Source organism: Pedobacter terrae (assembly GCF_900100705.1).
In the GTDB taxonomy this organism is placed as follows: domain Bacteria; phylum Bacteroidota; class Bacteroidia; order Sphingobacteriales; family Sphingobacteriaceae; genus Pedobacter; species Pedobacter terrae.
This window is the reverse complement of record NZ_FNCH01000006.1, coordinates 137,936-161,517: the sequence shown is the minus strand read 5'-3', so window position 1 is coordinate 161,517 and position 23,582 is coordinate 137,936. Positions and strand designations below refer to the sequence as shown.

The 23,582-nt window shown below is 36.5% G+C and carries 23 protein-coding genes; 6 read left to right on the top strand and 17 right to left on the bottom strand.

From position 1 onward, the window contains the following. Window positions 1–13: 13 nt before the first annotated feature. The 16 genes from BLR60_RS09845 to BLR60_RS09770 all read right to left on the bottom strand — a co-directional run bounded on the left by BLR60_RS09845 (window position 14) and on the right by BLR60_RS09770 (window position 16,598). Complete coding sequence (locus BLR60_RS09845) at window positions 14–748, bottom strand: hypothetical protein (RefSeq protein ID WP_090499265.1); 735 nt, start codon at window positions 746–748, stop codon at window positions 14–16. A 1-nt stretch (window position 749) separates the two neighbouring features. After that, the gene (locus BLR60_RS09840) at window positions 750–1,640 is read right to left on the bottom strand and encodes a glycosyltransferase (RefSeq protein WP_090499263.1); all 891 of its coding nucleotides are present in this window, start codon (window positions 1,638–1,640) and stop codon (window positions 750–752) included. After that, entirely contained in the window at window positions 1,628–2,839 is a 1,212-nt protein-coding gene (locus tag BLR60_RS09835) for a glycosyltransferase family 4 protein (protein ID WP_090499261.1), read from the bottom strand. The genes BLR60_RS09840 and BLR60_RS09835 overlap by 13 nt, the downstream gene beginning before the upstream one ends. Then, window positions 2,827–3,933 carry a DegT/DnrJ/EryC1/StrS family aminotransferase gene (locus BLR60_RS09830; RefSeq protein ID WP_208600613.1) on the bottom strand — a complete coding sequence of 369 codons (1,107 nt, stop codon included), beginning with the start codon at window positions 3,931–3,933 and terminating at the stop codon, window positions 2,827–2,829. The genes BLR60_RS09835 and BLR60_RS09830 overlap by 13 nt, the downstream gene beginning before the upstream one ends. Then, window positions 3,933–4,685, bottom strand: coding sequence for a class I SAM-dependent DNA methyltransferase (locus BLR60_RS09825; protein ID WP_090499259.1), 753 nt, complete (start codon window positions 4,683–4,685; stop codon window positions 3,933–3,935). Before BLR60_RS09825 ends, BLR60_RS09830 begins: the two co-directional genes overlap by 1 nt. Beyond that, entirely contained in the window at window positions 4,682–5,119 is a 438-nt protein-coding gene (locus tag BLR60_RS09820; RefSeq protein ID WP_090499257.1) for a cupin domain-containing protein, read from the bottom strand. Before BLR60_RS09820 ends, BLR60_RS09825 begins: the two co-directional genes overlap by 4 nt. Further along, window positions 5,109–6,155: a glycosyltransferase family 2 protein gene (locus BLR60_RS09815; protein WP_090499255.1), complete on the bottom strand. Its 1,047-nt coding sequence runs from the start codon at window positions 6,153–6,155 to the stop codon at window positions 5,109–5,111. Before BLR60_RS09815 ends, BLR60_RS09820 begins: the two co-directional genes overlap by 11 nt. An 8-nt stretch (window positions 6,156–6,163) precedes the next feature. Next, a complete protein-coding gene (locus BLR60_RS25200) occupies window positions 6,164–7,420 on the bottom strand; it encodes an ABC transporter ATP-binding protein (protein WP_244155629.1) in 1,257 nt (418 codons plus the stop codon). Between the two features lie 56 nt (window positions 7,421–7,476). Continuing rightward, complete coding sequence (locus tag BLR60_RS09805; protein ID WP_090499253.1) at window positions 7,477–7,836, bottom strand: four helix bundle protein; 360 nt, start codon at window positions 7,834–7,836, stop codon at window positions 7,477–7,479. 119 nt (window positions 7,837–7,955) lie between these two features. Beyond that, window positions 7,956–8,813 (bottom strand): ABC transporter permease, encoded by an 858-nt coding sequence (locus BLR60_RS09800; RefSeq protein WP_090499252.1) that lies wholly within the window; start codon window positions 8,811–8,813, stop codon window positions 7,956–7,958. 104 nt (window positions 8,814–8,917) lie between these two features. Continuing rightward, complete coding sequence (locus tag BLR60_RS09795) at window positions 8,918–10,069, bottom strand: glycosyltransferase family 4 protein (RefSeq protein WP_090499250.1); 1,152 nt, start codon at window positions 10,067–10,069, stop codon at window positions 8,918–8,920. Further along, a complete protein-coding gene (gene asnB, locus BLR60_RS09790; RefSeq protein WP_090499248.1) occupies window positions 10,059–11,846 on the bottom strand; it encodes an asparagine synthase (glutamine-hydrolyzing) in 1,788 nt (595 codons plus the stop codon). The genes BLR60_RS09795 and asnB overlap by 11 nt, the downstream gene beginning before the upstream one ends. Window positions 11,847–12,030: 184 nt before the next feature. Continuing rightward, a complete protein-coding gene (locus BLR60_RS09785; protein ID WP_090499246.1) occupies window positions 12,031–12,534 on the bottom strand; it encodes a UpxY family transcription antiterminator in 504 nt (167 codons plus the stop codon). Window positions 12,535–12,607: 73 nt separating this feature from the next. After that, window positions 12,608–15,016 (bottom strand): GumC family protein, encoded by a 2,409-nt coding sequence (locus tag BLR60_RS09780; protein ID WP_090499244.1) that lies wholly within the window; start codon window positions 15,014–15,016, stop codon window positions 12,608–12,610. Beyond that, the gene (locus tag BLR60_RS09775) at window positions 15,016–15,831 is read right to left on the bottom strand and encodes a polysaccharide biosynthesis/export family protein (RefSeq protein WP_090499242.1); all 816 of its coding nucleotides are present in this window, start codon (window positions 15,829–15,831) and stop codon (window positions 15,016–15,018) included. The genes BLR60_RS09780 and BLR60_RS09775 overlap by 1 nt, the downstream gene beginning before the upstream one ends. A 410-nt stretch (window positions 15,832–16,241) precedes the next feature. Beyond that, window positions 16,242–16,598 carry a hypothetical protein gene (locus BLR60_RS09770; protein ID WP_090499240.1) on the bottom strand — a complete coding sequence of 119 codons (357 nt, stop codon included), beginning with the start codon at window positions 16,596–16,598 and terminating at the stop codon, window positions 16,242–16,244. Window positions 16,599–17,172: 574 nt separating this feature from the next. Between BLR60_RS09770 and BLR60_RS09765 the strand changes: the two genes are divergently transcribed. The 5 genes from BLR60_RS09765 to gap all read left to right on the top strand — a co-directional run bounded on the left by BLR60_RS09765 (window position 17,173) and on the right by gap (window position 22,480). Further along, window positions 17,173–17,739 carry a hypothetical protein gene (locus tag BLR60_RS09765; protein WP_090499238.1) on the top strand — a complete coding sequence of 189 codons (567 nt, stop codon included), beginning with the start codon at window positions 17,173–17,175 and terminating at the stop codon, window positions 17,737–17,739. A gap of 503 nt (window positions 17,740–18,242) precedes the next feature. Next, a complete protein-coding gene (locus BLR60_RS09760; protein ID WP_090499237.1) occupies window positions 18,243–18,437 on the top strand; it encodes a hypothetical protein in 195 nt (64 codons plus the stop codon). A gap of 873 nt (window positions 18,438–19,310) precedes the next feature. Next, window positions 19,311–20,051, top strand: coding sequence for a glycosyltransferase family 2 protein (locus BLR60_RS09750; protein ID WP_090499233.1), 741 nt, complete (start codon window positions 19,311–19,313; stop codon window positions 20,049–20,051). A gap of 97 nt (window positions 20,052–20,148) precedes the next feature. Next, entirely contained in the window at window positions 20,149–21,339 is a 1,191-nt protein-coding gene (locus BLR60_RS09745) for an MraY family glycosyltransferase (protein WP_090499231.1), read from the top strand. A 145-nt stretch (window positions 21,340–21,484) separates the two neighbouring features. After that, complete coding sequence (gene gap, locus BLR60_RS09740; protein ID WP_208600612.1) at window positions 21,485–22,480, top strand: type I glyceraldehyde-3-phosphate dehydrogenase; 996 nt, start codon at window positions 21,485–21,487, stop codon at window positions 22,478–22,480. 1 nt (window position 22,481) lies between these two features. On the opposite strand, the gene BLR60_RS09735 is transcribed toward gap, so the two are convergent. Beyond that, window positions 22,482–22,871 carry a DoxX family protein gene (locus BLR60_RS09735; protein ID WP_090499227.1) on the bottom strand — a complete coding sequence of 130 codons (390 nt, stop codon included), beginning with the start codon at window positions 22,869–22,871 and terminating at the stop codon, window positions 22,482–22,484. Window positions 22,872–23,141: 270 nt separating this feature from the next. Between BLR60_RS09735 and BLR60_RS09730 the strand changes: the two genes are divergently transcribed. Next, complete coding sequence (locus BLR60_RS09730; protein WP_090499225.1) at window positions 23,142–23,579, top strand: GNAT family N-acetyltransferase; 438 nt, start codon at window positions 23,142–23,144, stop codon at window positions 23,577–23,579. Window positions 23,580–23,582 lie beyond the last annotated feature (3 nt).

Here is a 23,582-nt window from a genome sequence, read left to right as displayed (position 1 = left end):
TCAATATTAACGGCTACACATTTATTTGACCTATATAAAAGCCCTCATCACTAGGTAAGATAATTGGCTGCTCGTTTTTATACCTATGTAAAACATCATTAACGAGCATATCATCCAAATGTTCTTCATAAATGATTTCAAGAAAGTATAAATCGCTGCCATATCGGTTTTGCATATTATACCTTAACATTTTGTTTTTGATACCATAGTTAGGTTTATGCCTTTTCATTCCCCAAATTCCACCCATTATTTTAAAACAGTGTAACTCATGATCTCTGATGATGTGAAGATTCTTATCAGATTCTATCCATAAATCGACCATCTTTTTCTCTCTTAACGAAGCTAGAGAATCAATATCTCTGATTATAACATGAGACACATTTTCGTCATCTAATGGCAAAAATCGCCAGTACATATACCTGAAATCTATTCCACTTCTTTCCATGGTTATAACCTCACAATGATAACCTTTAAGCGTATTTATTACCCTAGCGGGTAAATCAGATGCTACATATATTCTTACAGTCCAATCTGGAAATATTTCATTATAACCTTCTATGCACAATGCCAGGTTGTCAAAATACCTTCTATCATGGCCGTATAAAGAAAAGGAGATAATTTTTTTATCAACACCAGGTGATACAGAAGCCTTAATTTCAGAAAATAAAGACTTGCGGATTAGAAAATTAGATGCTTTCCAATATACATAATTCAATAACTTTCTAATACTATTTTTGAGATTGACCACGTTAAATTATAAATATGCCTGGATTTTGATTGTTGATTTCATCAATCTTTAAATAAAAATAGGAGTATGCTTCAGTGATATCTTCTTTGTATGTTGTATTAGTAGGGATTTTATTTTTAGAATATAAAATTTTGCCAATGTTGATTTTCAATCTCGACCATAGTGTAATTTCTGCGGCATCACCGGGGTAGTTATACATTAACCTGGCCCTTTCTCCTTGATGATGTACGAGTTTCGCATTTTTATTAGCCGATACAGACCCGGCATGTCCAACTGATAGTGCATTGTACCCCGTGAAATAGACGATTTTAGCTCTGAGAAAGCTCATTCTGAGTGCATATTCCCAATCCATCATCACAAAATCTGTATGATACAAGCCTATATAAGAAAGTGCCGATTTCCTAATCAGGATATGAACATCACTAAAGGTAAATGATGCTGTCCTTTTTTGCTTCCAACTTTCGAATTGTGAAAGTCTGCTCGATTTTGAAATTTGTTCCTGATTATTTAACGATGCATTCAATTCATTTGAGATCACCACATCAACCTCAGAATTCGCTAACATAAAATCAGCGCATTTCCGAATGGCTGAATAGTGAAAGACATCGTCATCAATTATTTTTTTTATTATCAATCCTCTTGCCATTAACATAGCCTTATTCCAGCCATGTGCCTGATTGCGATCTGGTTCACTAATAAACTGGTGGATTTTTCCTTCGTTAAAAAGTTGAAGGAGATAATCCTTCGAACCGTCATTACTATCCCCGTCAACAACTACAATTTCTTCTCCTGGATTAAGATTTTGAATAAGTATAGTTAAAGTGATTTTCAGAAAGTTTAGACGATTTCGTGTAGATATAATAAATGAAAGATTAATGTCTAATTTCCCCATGTTTTACGGATCGGTATAATCTTTAAAAGTGTTTTTTCCAGGCATCTCATTGCATTATCAATATTAAAAGTCTGCAAATGATATTCTCGTGCTTTGGGTTCCTCTATAGCCATAATCATTTTATGCGTTAGCGCTTCAACATCATCGGCTTTAAAGTATTCTGCATAATCACCCATAATTTCCCTATGGCCTTCAAGGTCACTTATAATAACAGGGCAACCTAAGTTAGCGGCTTCTAGTGGGGGCATATTAGATGGGCCCAAATAGGTTGGCATAACCAACGCAGCTGCATGTTTATACAAGGTATATAACTCTTCATTTGTTACAAAACCTAAAAAAATAACAGCATCCTGCAAGTTTAGTGCCTTAATATGCTTTTTTATATATGGAAGGTTACCCTTGTCGCTACCTGTTAGAACTAATTTAATACCATGTTCTTCAAAAGGGATTTTGCTAAAAGCATCAATCAAGAGTATGTGGTTTTTGTGTGCCCAAAATTGGGCAGGATAAAGGAAAAATTTTTGTCGAGATACTGATATTTTGCTTAAAAATTGTTCTTGAATTTCTATGTCTACTATTACATCTATTACTGAGCTTGGAAACATTGGCATAACCCCAATTTTATATTCATTCAGGTTGGTGTACCGCATCAATTCCTTTTTTCCACATTCAGTCTCTGTTAAGATATAGAGGGCCTTTTTTAGGGATTTTTCGTAAAATAGTTCTCTTGAATCAAATGAGTTAATAAATTCTGGAAACATAAATGTTGATCGATGACCAATATCCCAGTGAATAGTTATAAAGGGAAAATCGTAATCATTCCCTCCGGGAGTTATATTAAATAGAATGTGAATGTTATTTTCTTCTAACTTTTTTTTAACATTCTTATTTCTAATAAAAGAATGTTTCTCTTCGGTTTTTAGCAATAATGCATTAAAAATTTTAAGCTTCTTAAGCATTTCCAATAATAACTTTCTGGAAAAATCTCTAAACTTAGGTTTTTTAAAAGGGTGAAAGCTTAAGAATTTTTTCTTAAATGGATTTTCTTCTTTGTTCTTAAAGTCAATAAAAACAATTTCTATCTGAGCGTTGAATTCATAGCTGTCTATTGCATCAATCAGTTGAGTAGGATATGAAAAGCTTCCTCCACCATGTAAATCATAGTCTGCTATCGGGATCCCAACCGTTAATTTATACATTCAATTATCATATTTTGATCTTCGATACTTAAACCCAAACCACTAGGTAGATAAAATCCATTTCTGGCCAGTTTTTCAGCTATAGGATATCTCTCATCTTTAAATAACCCCATTTTCTGAAACACGGGTTGCTCATGCATACACCAAAAGAAAGGGCGGGTGCCAATTTTGCTTTTGGTTAAGTGAGTTACTATTTTTTCTTTTTCTTCCGAATTAGGTGCTACTAGGCCAAAAACCCAATAGATATTTTCGCTAAAATCAGTTTTTTCCATTGGTAGCTGGTAACCTTTATCTTTTAAAAAGGAAAGGCCTTTCTGATAAGTTATACCCATGGCTCTTTTTTTTTCAATAAAACTTTCTAACTGTTCCAATTGTGCCACACCTAATGCGGCTTGTAGGTTGGTCATCCGGTAGTTCCAACCTAATTCATAATGTACAAAACGAGGTCCGTTAGGTTCAAAGCAAAGATTGCGAAGCTTTTTGCACCTTTCGGCTAATTCTTTATCGTTGCATAGCAGCATCCCACCTTCGCCTGTAGTAATATGTTTATTCGGATAAAAACTAAAAATGCTGATGTCGCCAAAACTACCACACATTTTGCCTTTATAAGTTTGGCCATGCATTTCTGCAGCATCTTCGATTATTTTAAGCTGACATTTTTTAGCGAGTTCAATTACTGGATCCATATCTACTGGCAGTCCATAAATGTGTACCACCAAAATAGCTTTGGTTTTAGGTGTTATTTTAGCCTCTATCTGGCTAACATCCATATTCCAGGTTAGTGGATCACTATCTACCAATACGGGCAACGCACCGGCAGTAACCACCGATTGAGCTGGAGAGATAATCGTGAAAGCAGGCATAATGACCTCGTCTCCAGGGCCTATGTTTAAAGCTTTAATTGCAATGTCCAATGCGGCAGAACCATTACTCACGGCTATGCCATAATCACAACCGATGTAAGCACTAACTTGCTCTTCGAATTTACTAATAAATGGGCCTTCACTACTAATCCAGCCGGTTTCAATACATTCAGTCAAATATTTTAACTCATTGCCATTAAGTAGGGGCGTATTAACGGGAATTGGGTTCATTATAACTTTTTTAAAATATAGCACACTCCCCAGGTTTCAACAGAAGGTATAGTTTTGCTTAAGAACTCCTCGCTATGGATTACTTCAAATCCTGTAGCATAAGCTAATAATTCGATTTCTGGTCTGGAAAAATAGCGCATTGGGTGCGATTCATCAATATTGGTTATTTTACCATCCTTTAAGTCTTTTACTTCTATGCTGTAATTAACCTCTACTATATTCTGTTCGGTATTAATTATAGGATTTGCGTGCCTGGTAACATGAATGATTTCATTCTGAAGTGTTTTGGTTCGTTTTTCTGGTACCTGAAAATTTACTGCAGAACTATGCCAAACATCGAAAATAAATAGGCCTTTTTCATTTAAATGGCGGTGAACATTTTGGAACGTACTAATTAAGCTTTGATTATCTACAAGATAGCTGATCACATGGAAAAGTGATAGTGCTACATCAAAAGATTGGTTTATCTGAAAATCTGTAATATCTGCTACTTTAAAAGTAATATTTTCAGCTTTCGCTCTATTTGCAATTGCAACCATTTCTGCACTACGCTCCAGACCATACATATTATAGCCTTTATTAACCAACAAATTGGCATGTTTGCCAGTACCAGAGCCTAATTCAAGTATGCTAATATTATTAGGACAATATTGATTGATTAGTTGATGCAGGTAATCCACTTCCGCTTGATAATCTTTATCCTGATACAATAGATCATAATATTGACTATAAAGTTTAAAATTCTGGCTCATTGTTTTTTGGAAATAAGGTTTATTTTTTCAGGACTGTGATCAAATCTAACTTTATCCTCGTCGCCACAGTAGGGACCTTGTTTAATTTCAATAATTTCCGTATCCTCTAAAATTTCGAACCCGTGGCCACCTGCTGCTAATAAAATTACATCTCCTGTTTCCACAATTCTACTTTCTAGATAAGTACGCTCATCACTATAGAAATCTACTCTCACTTTTCCTGATTTAATATATAGGACCTCCTGTGTTAAGGTAACTTTGCGTTCAACTAAATTATGAACATGAGGTTCTATGATATATCCTTTTGCTCGGTTCATATAGCCTAACTGTTGAGAAAAATCGCCAGGAGTGAAAAAGGATATGCCTTCTTTTTTGTAGTTAGCCTTTATTATGATAGCCAATAATAACCCGTGATTTTCAATATTATCGATCATTTAGTGGTAATTTATAATCCCAATAATTTTCTTTTAACACCCAATCTTTTACGTGTCTATTATTATTGAAATGTAGCTGATGAAAATTGTAACCGTCTGCTTCTATTTGTGCTAGATTGTCGAATAATATCTTTATGTCTTTGGGTAACCGTTTTTTTTTGGATGGTGCAAGAAGTTTAATCCATCTATAAAATGGATGCAATCTATCTCTCAGTTTTTTCTTTATTGTCTTTACCTCTTTCCTCTTTTTTTGGATATTTTCTTGAGGATTGTTAGTTATTCTTAAACTTGTGAATGAATTGCATACGCCCTGATAAAAAGCTCTTCTTTTAAAATATTCAAAAGTTAATCTGTTCTTCGCTACGTAATGCTTTAACATTAAGCCAGGGATGTATTTTGTAGATATGCCATTTTTAATTGCCTTCGATGCAAGTCCCGTTTCACCGTCTCCTTGGAATTGCTGTAAATGATCAGGTATACAATCTGGATGAAAGCCTCCAAGATCAATTAAAGTACTTTTTCGGATACAGAAGTTAAGACCCCACATAAACATTGGACTGATATCTATTTCAATATTTCCAAAATCCAATAAACTTAACCACGAACAACATTTACCATACAATGTTTTGTCCCAGAAATATTCAAGCCATTTTGGTGGAGTTATTTCAAATTTAGGAAGACATGGACCTGTAGCGAGATGTATTGATGGATTGTTTGAAAAGGTATTCGCTAGATGTTTTAAATAGTTGGGATTTAAACCTACATCGTCATCCAAAAAACAAAGAATTTCGCCAGACGCTATTTCTGCGCCAAGGTGTCTACCCGTTAATAAGCCAGGCATATCATCAAATTTGTATATTAGATTTGGAATCCGTTTTACAAAATGAATTACCATATCTTTTGTATTGTCATTCGATCCGTTATCAATCACAATAACTTCTATATTATTATTTAATTGCTGGATAGCGATACTCTCCAGTGTTTCGGCTAATTGTAAAGCTCTATTACGAGTTGGTATTATTATCGAGATATTCAAAACATGCTCTAGTTAGCGTGTGTAATCTTAAAAGTTGTAGGTGCAGAAATAAAACCATCACTTTTATAGTAAGGGAATACTCTGTTTTTAGTAGGACTTTGTGTAATCTCAAATACTAATGCATCTTCTTGTCTATCAAAGGTAACTGTATTTTGTGGACCTACCCAAGGACTTACAGAGTAAAAGCCTGGAACTAATCCTGTAAGTTCAATACTTAGGTCAATTTTAATTACTCCTTTTTGGATGTCAATAAACGGAGAAGCTGATGGCATTGATTGAATAATCGTTTTGCCTTGGTCATCTTTTATATCAAAAGTAATGAATGCAGGGGTATAATTATGATCTGCGATTATTTGGACAGCTACATTTAACAAAAGATAAGGTTGTTCCCCTGTAATGTTTATAGCTGCAGATTCAAATCTTGGGAAGTAATTACTTTTCGGATTATCCCACCTTAGTATGTTAGCTTGATTAAATTGTTGATAAATTTTAACTGCATCCTCAACTTTCGAATAAGTTTTCTTCAGACCATTTTCAAGTACAATACCTTTCTTACAAAGCGATGAAATAGCATCCATATTATGGCTCACAAAAAGTACCGTCCGGCCTTCACCCTTGCTCACTTCACCCATTTTGCCCAAACATTTTTTCTGAAACTCGGCATCGCCAACAGCTAACACCTCATCAACAATCAATATTTCACTTTCCAAATGAGCGGCTACAGCGAAAGCCAGGCGGACATACATCCCGGAGCTGTATCGTTTTACCGGTGTATCCAAATATCTCTCTATCCCGGCAAAATCAACAATTTCATCCAGCTTGCGTTGGATTTCTTTTTTGCGCATGCCCAAAATGGCGCCATTTAAAAAGATGTTTTCACGGCCGCTCAATTCGGGATGGAAACCTGTACCTACCTCTAACAGACTGGCTATGCGGCCATGACCAGAAATTTTACCGGTTGTAGGGGCAGTAACCTTGCTGAGTATTTTAAGCAAAGTGCTTTTGCCAGCCCCATTTCTCCCAATAATTCCTACCGCATCACCTTGTTCGATTTCGAAATTAATGTCTTTCAGACTCCATACCACATCGCTTTCACTTTTGGTATTTTGATCATTGCTTTCACCAATACGTAAAAAAGGGTCATCCTTACCACGAATCCTCGCAAACCAGCGCTCCAGATCGCGACTGATTGTACCAGTACCAATCTGCCCCAGTTGATAGGCTTTACTCAGATTTTCTACTTTTATAGCAATATTTTTTGACAACGTTTAAAGATTAGGGTTTAGAGGTTAGGTTTGAGCGTTTAGTTTTTGAAAAACGATTAAGTAAGCTGTGACTTTCTCAATGCACTAAGTTTAGCTGTAATCGTTTCGATCTTACTCCGTGTTGTTAAATAGTCCTGTTCAGAAATATAATCTAAATCCAATGCTGCGATTAAATGGTTTAGTGTTTCCAGTGTTGTGGTGTAAGCCATATTGGTATAATGCGCTTTGTCTTTCGGTGTAATTTTTCCGGAACCTTCAGCTAGACAAGCACCAATGCTGCTTACCGATCTCTTCATCTGGCTAACTAATCCAAATGTTTCTTCTTTTGGAAAATTACTTGTTAAGTGATAGATGTCTTTTCTAAAAGATCTAGATAATAGCCAAACTTCTAATCTTTCAAATGAGTAGGTGTGCATATTCCTTATTTTTTATAGATAAATAAATAAGGGATGATTGGTATAAATATATAAAATTTTGTTAAAATTCAATAACGCCATCTATACATCCTGCACACTAAACCCTACCTCTAACCTTCTTAAACCGTATCAACAAAATTCCGTTCTACCTTATTAAAAACCAACGTACCAAACAATAGTAAAGCTAAAGTTACCATTGTGGCGTAGCCCAAACTAAACCAGCTAAAACTTCCTTCGCCGAGAAAGCCATACCGGAATGTTTCAATAATGGGCGTCATCGGATTATATTCAATGATCCAGGCATATGCCGGATATTTTTTTATGGCTTCAGAAAGCGGATAGATTACTGTAGTGGCATACATCAATAACTGCACCCCAAAACTGATGAGAAAAGCAAGGTCCCTGTATTTTGTAGTCATGGCCGAAATGATCATTCCGGCACCTAAACCCAATAACGCCATTAATATAACAATAACAGGGAAGAGGCAAATGGCCCAGCTCATGCCAAAATGAGCACCAGAGAAATAATAATAAGCCATTAAAATCAGAAACAACACCATCTGTACCCCAAAACGAACCAAATTACTGACTACAATACTCAGCGGCATAATTAATCTGGGGAAATATACCTTTCCAAAAATGGCTGCATTATCCTTAAAAACTGATGAGGTTTTAGTTAAACAATCTGCAAAGTAGTTCCACGCAGTAATGCCGGCCATGTAGAACAGAGGCTTTGGTAAGCTATCAGTTGAGATACCTGCCAAATTGCCAAAAATAAAGGTGAAAATGATGGTGGTAAATAAGGGTTGAATAAAAAACCAAAGCGGACCTAAAATAGTCTGTTTATAGAATGAAACAAAATCTCTCCTGACCAATAACACCAAAAGATCGCGATAAGCCCAAACTTCATGAAGTTTTAGATCAAATAAAGAAGATTTTGCTTCAATCGTCCACTCTTGCTCTTCTTTAAGCATCATGTTGTATTGGTTGTATGTGTTTTATTGTGCTCACGACTTTATTGCTAACACCTAATTCTCTAAACGCTAACCTAAACATTTATACTAAATCGCTACCAATACTATTAAATGATTTCAATCTGATTAATACTGATTTTCCCGTTAAGCAGCAGGTTTCTCAGAGATTTTAGGTATTGTTTATATCCAAAAGCTTGCACGCATTTTTCTTGAAGGTCTTTTTTCTCCTTTTCGGTTTGTGAATGTTTTAGCAGCATAGCCAGGCTGTTTAATATGCCATCTTGATCATCAGGATCAACCAATAAACCAAGTGCTCCGCTCTGAAGGGCATCTACACTGCCATCTTTATTGCCTGCAATTACCCTAAGGCCGCTGGCAAGGGCTTCGATAAATACAATTCCAAATCCTTCTTTTTTACTCGGCAGTATAAACAGATCAGATAGTAAAAAGTGCTCGGTAAGTTCGGCTTCATCAATAAAACCAACCAGCCTGATATGTTCCTGAAGGTGATTTACAGCAATTAGATCATCCAGCCGTTTTTTTTCTACAGTATCCCATTTGCCACCTAACAGGTAAACCAGATTCGGGTACTCCTTCAGTAGTTGTGGCAGTAACTCAATGGTATGGTCATATCCTTTATATTTCTCTGAGGAAGACAATCGGGATAGGGAGAACAGAATTAAATTTTCACGATTTAAATCATATCGATCTAATAAAACCTGTGGTTTATCGAACTCGCTGGGTATATAATAAAAAGGATCGAGGCAATTGTTTAATACTTCAAGCTGAGAAGAAGGAATATGATGCATGTCCATAATCTTATTTGCTGTAAACTGACTTACACAAATAATTTTATCCAACTGATTTAACATCTTAAGTTTAGTGTCTGAAAGCTTTTTCCAAATTTCTATTCCATGGGCCAATAAATAGATTTTTTTACGAGGATGTATTTTTTTGATGAAATAAACAATATTGATCAGATGGATATGACTTAATAAAATCACGTCTGCTTTTAACCCGCTTAAAAAAGATTGTATCACGAATTTTTCTCTGTTTCCATTAAAACCATGAAACTGGCTTTTACTCAAGTATCTGGAATCGCGGTCGGTATTTTTATCATACATGGAATATACCGTTGATTGAATAAGTTCCTCCTCACTTAAATCGTATAACACACGCGATAAACTCCTGCAAACCTTTTCAATGCCGCCCGTAAAACTAAAAGTTTTAAGCGTTAAAAATAGTACCTTAGTTGGCATGATATATTCTATATAAGGCTAAGGCAGAACTCCAGTGTAATTTATTTTCTCTAAAGTTTTGTATAAGCGACTTTGCCCTTTTATTTGCATATCGTGAGGGATCGGCAATTTCGCTGCTTTTTCTCATCCATTCCTGAAACGGAAAGGTAAAACCCATTTTAGATCTTTTCCAGGTTTCTACCGGCAGATCGTCTTTATAAGCTTCTACCAGGATCCGTTTTTTCTGTTCGTAATTAAATTTGATATCATTGGAGATGGAAAGCACGAGATTGATAAAATTCTGGTCCAGAAATGGGACCCTTACCTCAACGCCATGGCTCATGCTCATAAAATCGGTATCCTTTAACAACTGATTTTGCATATACATATTAAACTCAAACCAGCTTGCCCGGGTTTCGTTACTGATTTTTTTGATGCCCGGGAGAAGGGGAATCTCTTCGAGACTGTCGATAACGGTTCTCATATCGATGTCTAGTAAATCTGCAATCACATCTGGCGAGTAAACACCTCTTAAACAAAGGTATTCACCTATAGGAGAATTTAAACTTAGATAATATAGCCGTTTAAACTTAATGTTATTGGAGAAACGCATACTTCTTAATACACTTTTACTCAACCAGTTTAGGTTTTGTATTTTATGTATCCTGTCAAATGACGGGTAACCGCCAAAAAGTTCATCGGCACCTAAACCCGAAAGCACCACTTTTATCCCATGCGCTTTTGCTGTTTTGCAAACAAACCAGGTATTGATCCCATCGTTTGTTGGTTGGTCCATATTAGCCAAAACGGTTTCGAAATTCTGTACAAAATCGCGATAGGTAATAAGCTGTTCAATTTTTTGAATATTTATTTTCTGAAGCAGGCTATTCCGCTGTTTTTTTTCTGAAAAATCTATTTCATTAAAATTGGCCGAAATACTCGATAAGTGATGGTGATTGTACTGATTGGCCAGTATGGTGATGATACTCGAATCGAGACCACCACTGAATAGTACACCAATATCAACATCAGAAATCATTTGCTGTTTAATCGAAGAAGCAAGCTGTTCGCGGATTCTCTCTATAGCGTAGCTTTCATTTTTAATGCTAATGTTGCTTTCAAACTCATGGTACGATTGAATAATATATGCCTTGCTTCCGATGTTGTGTTTCAGAAAACAGCCTTTGCCCAAACTATAAACATTTTTAAGGGTAGTGTAAGGTTCTGGGATATGGCCAAAAGCAAGATAATAGATTCGCCACTTGTCATTTTCTTGCGAGATATCCGCATGCGCGAAGGCTTTTACTTCTGATGCAAAGGTTAAAGTTTCATGGTCAAAATGATAGTAAAGTGGCTTTATTCCGTTTTGATCCCGAACGAGGTACACAGACTGTTTCCGTTTATCGAAAATACAGAAGGCAAAAATACCGTCTAATTTTCCAAAAGCAGCTTCTCCCCAATGCTGGTATGCGTATATGATTACCTCAGTATCTGTTTGTGTTTTAAATAGATAACCTAAATTGATTAATTCGGTTCTAATTTGGAGGTAATTGTAGATTTCTCCATTATAGGTAATCACCAGGTCTTCTTTATGGCTCAACATCGGTTGATGACCGCCTGAACTTAAATCTAGAATAGCTAATCTGCGGTTACCTAAACATAGGGGCATATTTTCAGCAGCATAAAGGCCATGGTCGTCAGGTCCGCCATGTTTCATACTATCGCACATGGCCTGTACCTGTTGATTAACGCTTTCGAAGGATTTTTTACTGTTGATAATGCCTGCTATGCGACACATTCGGTTGTACGGATTTAAACTGCCTGTTCTGTACTTGGTACAGCTTCGCCTCTTCAGTCACATTTTGTTTTTAAAATACGACCAATTAAGCTGTTTTTATAAATTAAGCTGAGCATTATACATCAGCTTATGATGATCTGTTATTCTTACTGTTAACCTATCTCACAACTTCAATCTTCCGTCACTAAAGTGGCGCTATGAAAGCTATAGATGTATTAATATTTATCGAATAACCCATATCCTGTAAACGTAAAATAATACGTTGTTTATTATGTACCGATACCAACTCGGCCCTAATCCCTTTAAAGGGGCCGGCCTTAATTAAAACGCTTTCCCCTGGTTTAATGTCATAATCTATCAGTTCCAGATCAGCTTCTGTAGCGAGCAAGAGCTTAAGGTCATGGATTTGTTGTTCGGGAATAGAAGCAATTCGGTTAGCGAAATAAATAAATCTGGCAACACCATTGGTCATCAAAACTTCCGCATATTCTCTCGCCGAAATATACACAAATAGATAAGATTTAATCAAGGGCTCCTCAACGATTTTTTTACGGTCGCTCCATTGCTTAACTGCCTTTTTAAGTGGTAAATAAGTTTGAATTCCCTTCCTGTTCAGTTCTCCATTCGCTTTTTTTTCTGCTCTTGAATGTGTATAAACCGGATACCACCTGTAATTTTGATCTATCATTTGGCTTAACCTTATCCTAAATCTTTTTAATATTTGCGCCTTTTAACTGTTAATGCACTAAATAATTTGCCATCTAACCCTTTTTCTTCCAAAATTCCCACCACCTTTTCTCATCATCATAATAGCCACTGTTCCCATATCCTGTATAATTGGAATAATAGTATGTTCCGGTATTGCTATGTGCGTAATTGGTGGTATAAATATTTGCATGTAATTTTTCATCACCAAATGAATTTAGGATAATAGCAATATTGTTAAGGCCATATTCTTTTGATAAACGATCGGGAATGGTAGCTGCCCTGAATTTGGAAACGCCCGAACGGATAATAAAGAGATTGATATCAGCTTTTCGGATGAGTGGTACAGAATCTGAAACCAAGCCAACCGGAGCAGTATCAATAATGATGTACTCGTAACTTTCCCTAAGTTTTTCGATCAGCGTTGCCATTGATTTGTGATGGAGCAGTTCTGAAGGATTTGGAGGTACAGGCCCAGAAGTGATATAATCGATATTGTGCCTTTCATCTGTAAATATAATATCAGATAAATTGGCCTGTTTTGAAAGATAATTACTTAAACCAATATGATTGTCAGAACCAAAGGCATAGTGAAGTTTGGATTTTCGCAAATCTGCTGCAATCAGAATCACTTTTTTATCTATAATGGATAGCGTGCCAGCGAGATTTAAACTGACGAATGATTTTCCTTCTCCTGAAACTTCAGAAGTAACACAGATTACCTTGGTATCCTGATCGCTGGCCATAAAACTCAGATTTGTCCTTACAGACCTGACCGATTCGGCAAATATAGATTTGGGACGTTCTATTGATAAAACACTCTCGCCCAGCTGCACTTTCTTAGGATATTTTAAAATTACCCCTATAATAGGTGTTGCCGTTAGGCCCTCAATCGTTTCGATGTCATACAGATAAGGGTTTAATATTCTAACCAATAGGATTAAACCTAAGCCGATAAACAGGCCCATAAACAGGTAAGAAGAATAAATTTTCTTTGGTACCGGAGAAATAGGAAAAAAAGATGGCTGTGCTAAACTGATAATAGTGGCACCTGAAATTACTGCTGCGGAACTAATCTGAGCGGAGAGTTTTCGTTCAAATAACATCGAAAACATCCGTTGGTTGATGTCGAAATTACTCTGCAGTTTGGTGAAATCATTTTGTTTGGCAGGAATACTACCCAAAGCTTGGTTAGCCTGGCCAATTTGCCCTTTAACGTAACTGATTGTTTTTTGATTACGCTCGTGTAGTAAACGAATGTTAGTTACAATGGCCTGCTTTACTTCAGTAATTTGCCGGTTAATATCTTTTATGGGTTGAGCATCAGTATTAAAGTTCTGTAATTTATTTTCCCGACTAATAATAAGCTCGTTAAGTTGTGTAATTAAACCAGTTAGCAGTGTACTGTTTGTACCCTCTAAATTTAGGTTAAGCTGTATCCGTTCTTTATTATTTTTAACCTGGGTTTCTAATTGTTGGATGCCAAGTTCCTGAAGTTGTAATTCTGCAATCTGGTTTTGTAGGTTGCTCAGTTTAGAACTTCCCAATTGCTTATCGGTATTGGGGTCAATGAGTTTATTGTCACTTTGAAAAGTAGAAAGCTTGTTGCCTGCTTTATGTACCTGTGCATCTAAAAATTCGATCTGGCTATCCAGATAATCTATTGTTTGTTTGGCCGATCGTTTTTTAAGCGTGGCATCATTCTTAACATATTGTTTAATGATCTCGTTGAGTACATCAGCAGAAAAAACAGGATTGCTATCGGTATGGGTAACACCCATAATATTGGTGTTTTTCTCTTGCTCAAATACATTTAACCCGCCGGCAGCCCTGCCATATAAATCCCTGATTCCGTTAAATTTGAAACTATAATTTCCCTTTGCAGGGATTTCGGTTTTAACGGTAAATATCATATTTCCTGCATTGATCGCTTGTCCATAACGGTATTTTTTGATATTCTTATTATTGTCATCGCTACTTGATAACTCAAAGGTTTGGCGGTCTATATGCTTAACAGAATAGGTAGCTCTACTGAAATTGACCGAATCTTGGGCAAGAATATCAACCTGAAAAGGCTGTTTCGGGTAAAGTTCTGTTACCCGTACCCTTCCTTCTGAATAGTAACTGATTTTATAATTCAGGTTTTTTAAAGCATTCATAATCACATCTTCCGAGCGCATAATAATGCCTTCGGTTTGGATCTGATTTTGATTAAAGGGACTGTAATTTGTTGCAGATCCGGGTAATGAGGCCATTTGCTGCTGCTGGCCGCCATCTAACTTCAAGGACGCTGAAGTGATATAGATTGGGGTAATGCTTCGTACATACAACCAGGCCAGTACAAAACTGATCAGCACTGTGCCGGCTACCCAATACCACCTACTTAGAAAAATCAATAAAATTTTCCAATAGTTAATGGTCTGGCTCGCTAACTTTCTATTTTCGATTGGTGTAGTTTGATCCATTAGCGGGTAAGGGTAAAGATTAATACGGCCAGGTTAACTACTACAAGAAAAGGTTGCACAATGTTATTTACGCTTGTTAACTTTTCGCTCAATGCCGCGCCCTTGGTTTGTTGTAGTACAATAATATCATTATTCTGCAGCACCAATTTTTTGCTTGCTAAGCTGTTAATGTCGTTCAGATTAACATAGATGATTTCTGGGTGGCTTCGATCACCGCGAATAATTTTAAGGGTTTTAGGGTCTGCTGTTTTGTTAATGCCTCCAGCTTCGCCGATGATATCAATTAAGGTAGTATTTTCGCGTTCCAATAAAAAATTTCCCTGTCTGCTAAATTCTCCCAATAAAGTAACTTTCAAATTTACCACACTGAGCTCTATTATAGGATCACGAAGTAATTTTTTGGCATATAAGTCCTGTATTTTTATAGCGGCTTCCCGTCTGCTAAGGCCTAATACCTCAACTTTTCCGATAGCAGGAAGATTAACTTTACCATCTACATCAACTAAATAAGAAAGGGTGTTGTTAATAGAGCCACTTGCCGCCTGGTTACTGATTGTACTACTGTTGGCTGTAGCCGTTGCCCCAAATTCCTTATTTTGCAAGTTTCGGATGGCCAATTGGTCATTCACCTTTATTTTATAATAGGCATCACTAATCCCCTGATCATTTACTACATAAACCTGTTTAATGGTATCAGTAACTACATCGGTTGGCGCGTTAAACAGACTATGCTCTTTTCTGGCGGCACAGCTGGTAAGCACAATGCCAATAGATAAAAAACAGAGAAATTTTAAAATTATTTTTGTTGAGATCATCGTTTTAATCAGAATGTAAATGAAGCTTGGGAGCACACAAGCAAAAATAAATGTTAAAGATGCTTAAAAAAAATCAATATAGAACTAAAGGCTTCTCATTACATGATAAAAGCAGTGGAGCAAAGTATTTGATTTTTTTAACCGTATAAGTCATTATCTTCCTCATCAACAATATCTTTCGTTTTTTATCTTTCAATATGAAAAATTTATTAATGTACTGAATCGACTCTAAAGCAGTTTTTAAATTGACATAGATCAACCTGAAAGTATTTCTGCGTATCATTTGTGAATGATGTATAACTGATGTCAATTTTAAAACCGGTTATGATTCTTCGAGTAGATAGTTGCATACTGGTTAACTATTATTAACACAAACCCGACTAATAAACCCGCTATTTAAAGATATCTATTTATTCGGTCATTTGCGTTAAATCCGATGCATCTTGCTTCATTCGTTTTAAATAAAAAGGTATTAATGCAATTGAGGACAATAACAAAAAGCCGATAGAATCATCTAACGGGCAGTTTACGGTGAAATTTTCGTAAGATGGGTTATGCACTGTAGATGCATAATCTGTTTTATCCAGGTCACATCCAATCTGAACGTTCCCGGAACCACTTGGGCCAGGTCCGGAAAATACGTTTCCCCCACTGATACATGATTGTGGAACGGAATAGTCTGAACCGAAGATATAGCGGTACTCATTCACATTATTGGCGTTGTTGGCATCATATACATATACATTACGTAAATAGCGTGTGTACATCCTTGATCCGACTAAACAGCCTTGAGGTGGGGGCGGTACTGAAGAAACGGGTATTGAAGCAAAACAAATAGAGACGTGTAAAAAAGATAAAAAGAGGGATATAAGAGCTAGATTAAAAAAAATACGCATCTGAAATTAATAATAGGTGTACGGCTGATTGATGTTTGCACGCAAAGCTATCTTGAAATTTGATATAAAAATTTTTTCGCTTCGATTAGGAGGTATTTTTTGACCCAGGTCAACTACATTATGAAATCAAAATATCTATAAGTGCTCATCCAATTGAGATTAAAATGGCAGTACTGTTGTGCAATTTTATACCGACTGTTTATTTAGTTGATGATAAATGTCAATATATCAATCACAGGTCGTGCCATCGATTCATTTTTCAAAATATCCCTTTAAACACCCCATAGCCAGGATTTTTGTAACAATTTGCACGGGTAAGTAACTTTATTGTCTATCTTTTTAATGTCTGATCATAAAATCAGACTATTTAACGCAATATTTATCACGGATTAATTTACAATATTTGCGGAATATTGTAGTATAAAAAATACTACATAATGTTTTTATGAAGTTTTTATTGTCCGTTTCGATCCTTGTTTCAGGATCTTTTTTTAATCCGTTATTAGCTCAAATTACGGGAAAAGGCTGCAATTTGGGGAATTCTGTGGCTACACAGTTTTTAGGAACAGCAACTTATAATGGTGATCCAAATCTATCTGTAAGGGTTTATAGTTCCAACTCTTCTACCATGGTACCAATCATTACAGGAAATGGCTACGCCGGTTATAGGTGTGGCTATATCAATGTATATCCCGCGGGTAGCCGATACGTTGCCGCATCTAATTCCAGCGTACCTTATAATGCCGCTAATGAGATTACAGCAACTTATAGTGGCAGGTGTGGAACAGCGTCTTCCTTTTCTGCTAATTATGTTAGTAATAGCGGTGGTGCCGAAGGTAGTGAGGAGGTAGCCTACAGATATAACGATCCTGCATATTATGCTGATGCAGATCCAAATTATTCGTGTAATGCACCTACCAACAATCTCCCGGTTGATCAGAATATTATATTTATGCTTTTCCCACTTGGCCTTTTTGGCTTTTGGAAAGTTAAACAGCAACTTGACCACTAATATTGAACCAACGAATGTAGTTATAGTTATCTGCGATAGTAACTTCATGTATCATAATTGCTGATATAGTAGCATGCACTATTAATAACAATACAGCTTTTTATCCAAATAATCTTGGAGATTTTTGTGATGCTCGTTACTTTTGTAGAGTTAGGTTTTTCAATGGCACTTACGTCAATGAGCAACTGGGCTGATCGTTCTGGTTTGGTTTTTGAAACCCATTTGCTTTTGTTTTTTGGCGTTTCCTTAGGAGATATTTACACATTGTTCATTTTATTCGGTGCTTAAAAATAATAATTTTGTAGTTGTAGTTAGATTGATTTCTGTGGGTTCTGAACCTCTTTTTTTCAATTAAGCAATTCATTTATATATTATTTAATTAACCAGCGAAAAAAGTTTTTTACGTTAGTTTTTTATCTGTTCCTTTAATCTGTTTGCTGGCAATCCGGGTCCCAATTACGCGTGTTTTTAGGTATTTGAATAATAAGTTTTATACACACTATTTGAAAGATGCTACCTACCTCGGTAGGGGTTGGGGTTTAAAATTTCCTTATTATGACAATGTTGCTGGTGTAATTAATGGCACATACCAAAATGCCGATGTAATGAAATTAACCCTAATAATCCCTTTGTATGGACTCCCCGTGGAGGTACTTGCTTTATTAATATGGGTGGTAGAATATATCAGGGTAATTTAGGAACTATCAATTATAGTAATTTTAAGCAATGTAATGTTGCTTTGGATGATTCAATTGGGATACTATATCTCGCATCAGTATTACTTGTTCTTATTGTTTTACGAAACAAATAATTGGTTCTTTAGAATTAGATAATTCTAATCTTCAAATTAATACAGTTGTAATATTCAATTCTTACGGTTCCTTTGCTGAACTAAATGAATGTTTGATTACTTATGCTGTTGTTTGGACTTTATTCAACAAATATTTTGTATAAACAGCGTCATTTAAAAATGGCGTAGCTTAGCGGCATATCTTGAACAAAAGGAACAACGAATCCACAATAGAAGCTTACTAATTTTATATCGAATCTATATCGATATGAAATGAAAAGATGCCTGTTTGTCATATTATTGTTTTCTTTAAATGCCCTGAATGTATTTGCTCAGGGGTCTGCTTCTGGTTGCTTACTTCCTGATAATAAAGTTTATACAAATTATTCTTCATTAGCAGGATTTAGACTTTATAGTAGTTCTTCCTCGGCAGTACTTTCTAATAACTATTGCAGTTGGACATCTGCTTCAACTGCACCCTGCACAGTCTGTTTCGGAACTATAAATGTAGCTGGGCTAATGTGTACAGGGGCGGGAGCAGCAACTGTTACAGGACAAGAGGGAATATTCACAATGGTTCAATGCGACCTCGACCGGTATAGCTGGTTTTTTGGTGCAGCTGCCAGTCTCTTCGGTATATTCATGATTAGAAAAAGAGATATACTTTAAGCTAATTTATTAGCATTTTCTTTACAGATCTCTTCTGCGTATCGTTCCTTAATTTTTATATTTACCCAGGTTTCGGCTTTGTGATATTAAAAGCTGCAAATCCCGGTTAACAATGAAAATATCCCTCATCACAGTCGTTTATAATGGTGACACCTTTTTGCAAGAGTGTTTTAATTCTGTAAGGGCACAAACTTATGCTGATATAGAATATATTGTAATCGACGGGGGCTCGACAGACAGAACGTTGGAAATTATTCAAGAAAACCGATCTATCATTGATTATTTTGTTTCAGAAAAAGATAAAGGTTTATATGATGCCCTAAATAAAGGCATTGGAAAAGCGACAGGAGAAGTGGTAGGGATTTTAAACGCTGACGATCTGTTTGCAGGAACTGATGTGCTGGCTGCGGTAGCTAAAACCTTTATCAACCGGCCAGAAATAAATGGGCTTTATGGCGACCTCAATTACATTCATCCTACAGCGCATCATATTATCCGAACGTGGAAATCAAAGCAGCATGTATACGCAGATCTTAAAAAAGGTTGGATGCCTGCACACCCTACGCTGTATTTGAAAAGATCGTTGTTTGAAAAAAACGGTGATTATTCCCTGGATTTAGGTACCGTTGCAGATTATGAATTGGTATTGCGTTACTTTTATACCCATAAAATAGAAGCGATACATATGCCTGTATTAATGGTAAATATGCGTACGGGGGGTGTAAGTAATGGCTCTTTAATTAGCAGAATAGCTGCCTTTGTTAATGATTATAAAGCCCTGAAAAGAAATGGTGTATCTTACCCGCTTTACGTAGTGATAAGGAAAAAGCTGAGTAAACTCCGCCAGTTTTAATGCTTTACTAAGTTTCCTGCCATAGAAAAATTTTCCTTAAGATTGGGTCAAGCCGTCGGCTGAAAATTCCTTTTTGCAACGATGATTTACCGGGGAGATGCGACAGTATCACGATAAGGGCTATCTAATTGACTTATGTCATATTAAAGATATATCAACACTGATTTATGGGTACATTACCTATATTTGTATCTTAAGTCATCATGCTTTGCTTAACGATATTCTAAATACCGATCCACACTATTTCTATATTGTCATATTTATTCTGGCCTTTTCCGCCGTGATCATCAGTATTCCAAGTGTAATTTATACTTCGTTAAAATATGGTCTTTTTGATAAAAACGATCTTTACCGTAAAAACCATAAACGTAATGTTTCCCGTTTAGGTGGCTTGGCTATTGTAGGCAGTTTTACCGTGAGCATCCTGCTTTTTTCTGCCATAATCAATTTTAAAGAGGCTAATGCTTTAATTGCATCCTGTATTATCCTTTCAGCACTTGGGCTAAAAGATGATGTTTACGGTACCAATACCAAAACAAAATTTACCCTGCAGATTGTAGTGGCCTTTATTCTGGTAATTTTTGGCGCTTTTCGTTTAACCAGTCTATATGGTGTATTGGGCATAGGCGATATGGCGCCACTATGGGGAAGTCTTTTTTCGATCGCATTGATTATTTTCTTGAATAATGCTTTCAATTTGATTGACGGTATAGATGGTTTGGCTGGCGGCATTGGCATATTAACAAGTCTGATATTTGGTATTTTATTTTCCTGGATGGGCCAGGTTCCTTATGCACTCATTTCCTTTGCCCTGGCAGGCGCTATTGCAGGCTTTTTAAAGTATAATTGGTTTCCGGCTAAAATATTTATGGGCGATACCGGTGCTCTTATCATTGGGCTTATTTCTGCTGCACTGGCCATTAAATTTATCGAGCTCAATAAATTTACACCGGGAAGTAAACCTGCCTTTTATTCTGCACCTGCAATAGCAGTATCCATATTAATTGTGCCAATTTTCGACTCTCTGAGGGTGTTTACCATCCGTATTTTAAAAGGGCATTCTCCTTTTAAAGGAGACCGCAACCATATCCATCACCGTTTAGAGCGGTTAGGTCTTAAAGCCAGCCTGATTGTAGTTTCTACTGCCGGATTTAACCTTGCCGTAATCGCAGCAACCATTTTGCTTCAGCATTTCGGAAATTTCATGCTCATTTTTCTTATAATCGGTCTTTGTGTGATGTTAAATACATCGCTTACCTTGATCCTGCTGAAAAGGAGAAGACATTAATTTGGTTATTTATTAAAAACAGGCCTTAAATCGCTACGGTTTTGATTGAAAGCATCTGATCTTTTTATCATCGCATCTCCATCTTCTGGTTTCCTCTTTCATTATGGCAAATTAATACTAATTTTGCGCTCTAATTTTTATAATCATGAGGCTGGCAATAAATGGTTTTGGTAGAATAGGAAGAACATTTTTACGCTTGGCATTAGCTGAAGGCTTCGATGTGGTGGCCATTAACGATCTTGCAGAGGCAAAAACAATGGCACATTTGTTTAAATATGATAGTGTTCATGGTGTTTTTTCCGGTAATGTTGCGGCTAAGCCCGATGCATTGGTGATTGATAACCTTTCGATTCCGGTTTTTGCTATTGCAGCAGCTGATGAGTTGCCATGGTCTGCATTACGTGTAGATTTAGTGGTTGATTGTACCGGCAGAAATCTAACAAGAGTGTCAGCCGAAAAACACCTGGCTTCGGGCGCAAAACAGGTCTTGATTTCTGCTCCGGCTGCCGAAGATATTCCCATGGTGGTATTGGGCGTAAATGACAATCAGATTGATTTAAAAAGTCCTGTGTTATCTAATGCCAGCTGTACAACGAATAATATTGCGCCCATGATTAAAATTTTGAATGATCATTGGGGCGTTGAGGAAGGTTATATTACCACCATCCATTCCATGACCGGAGATCAGAATTTGCATGATGCCAACCATAAAGATCTGCGTAGGGCAAGGGCAGCTTCATCTTCCATCATTCCTACAACAACGGGAGCAGCAAAAGCCATTACACATATTTTTCCCGAATTGGATGGCCGTTTGGGTGGGGCAGGCATCAGGGTTCCGGTTTTAAACGGATCTTTAACCGATTTTACCTGCCTGTTAAAAAGGAAAACCACCATCGAAGAAATTAATTCGGCTTTTAAATATGCGGCCGAAAATGAATTGAAAGACCTTATTCAGTATACTGAAGATCCCATTGTTTCGATTGATATTATCAATAATCCACATTCGTGTATATTCGATTCGCTATTAACATCAATTGTTGGCGATCTCGTTAAAGTAGTGGGTTGGTACGATAACGAATATGGTTATAGTAGCCGTTTAATCGATGTAGTGAAAAAAATAGACGCGCTTACTGCAAATTAATTTAGGGCTTTTGGGTTGATTTTAATGCCCAATAAACCAGCGCAGGCTGAAAAAACAGGCGCAATAGGCGTTTACTATCTGTATTAAGGCCAAAAGCACTTCTTTTATTGGTGTATTGGGCAATGTTTCCCGGGAAAACACTAACAAATAAGCCTGCGGCAATTTTGCCTATCAAAGCTTCATGTTTCTTAGGTGCTAATACCAATGCGGTGCCTAATGCAATTTCAACAAAACCCGAATAGACAACGGTATCGTCTTTTTTTAAAGGTACCCAATTTGGTACCTGTGCCTGGAAAGGTTTGCGCGCAAAAGTTAAGTGTCCAATTCCGGCAGTTATTAAACCTGCGCCCAATAATATCCTGGCTGCTGTTTTTATATTTTCTTCTTTCACTTTGTCTATATTAAATTTACAATTCAATCTGTTACTTATTGAACTCTTTCTTTAGTAAGCAACAAGTAAATCGGAAGTCTGTTTGATGTGATATGCATTTAATGGCCGCATCAGCTATGAAAGTCAGTTAAATCGTGTTCACATCAAATTTGCAGTACTTTCTATCCATTAATATTAGCGTGTTTCAATTGCTTTATTAACTTTGCAAACGTTCTCGGTGCAAGTAGTGGCAATATCCCGTTTTGGGTGTCATCTGATGATAATTAAAATATGGTCAAATTTATTCTTCCTGAAGAAGTTCTACCTTTAAGAAGCCTGGTTTTGCGGAATGGCAAACCATTCGAAGTCTGCGTTTTTGAAGGCGACCTGTCCTACGATACCTTTCACCTGGGTTTTTTAAAAGATGGCGGAATAAAATCTATTGCCACATTTATGCGTAACGATTTTTTCCCGGATGAAGGTGAAGGCTATCAGTTACGCGGCATGGCTACGCATCCCGATGAAGGCGGCAGGGGATACGGTGCAGCACTGGTTACCTTTGCTATCGAATACTTAAAAGAATATAAAACCGATTATTTATGGTGCAACGCCCGCTCAACAGCGGCGGCATTTTATAAAAAAATAGGCTTCACTACCGAATCGCCGGAATTTGATATCCCCGGCATCGGTTTCCATTACGAAATGAAATTAAACTTAAATCAAAAATAATTG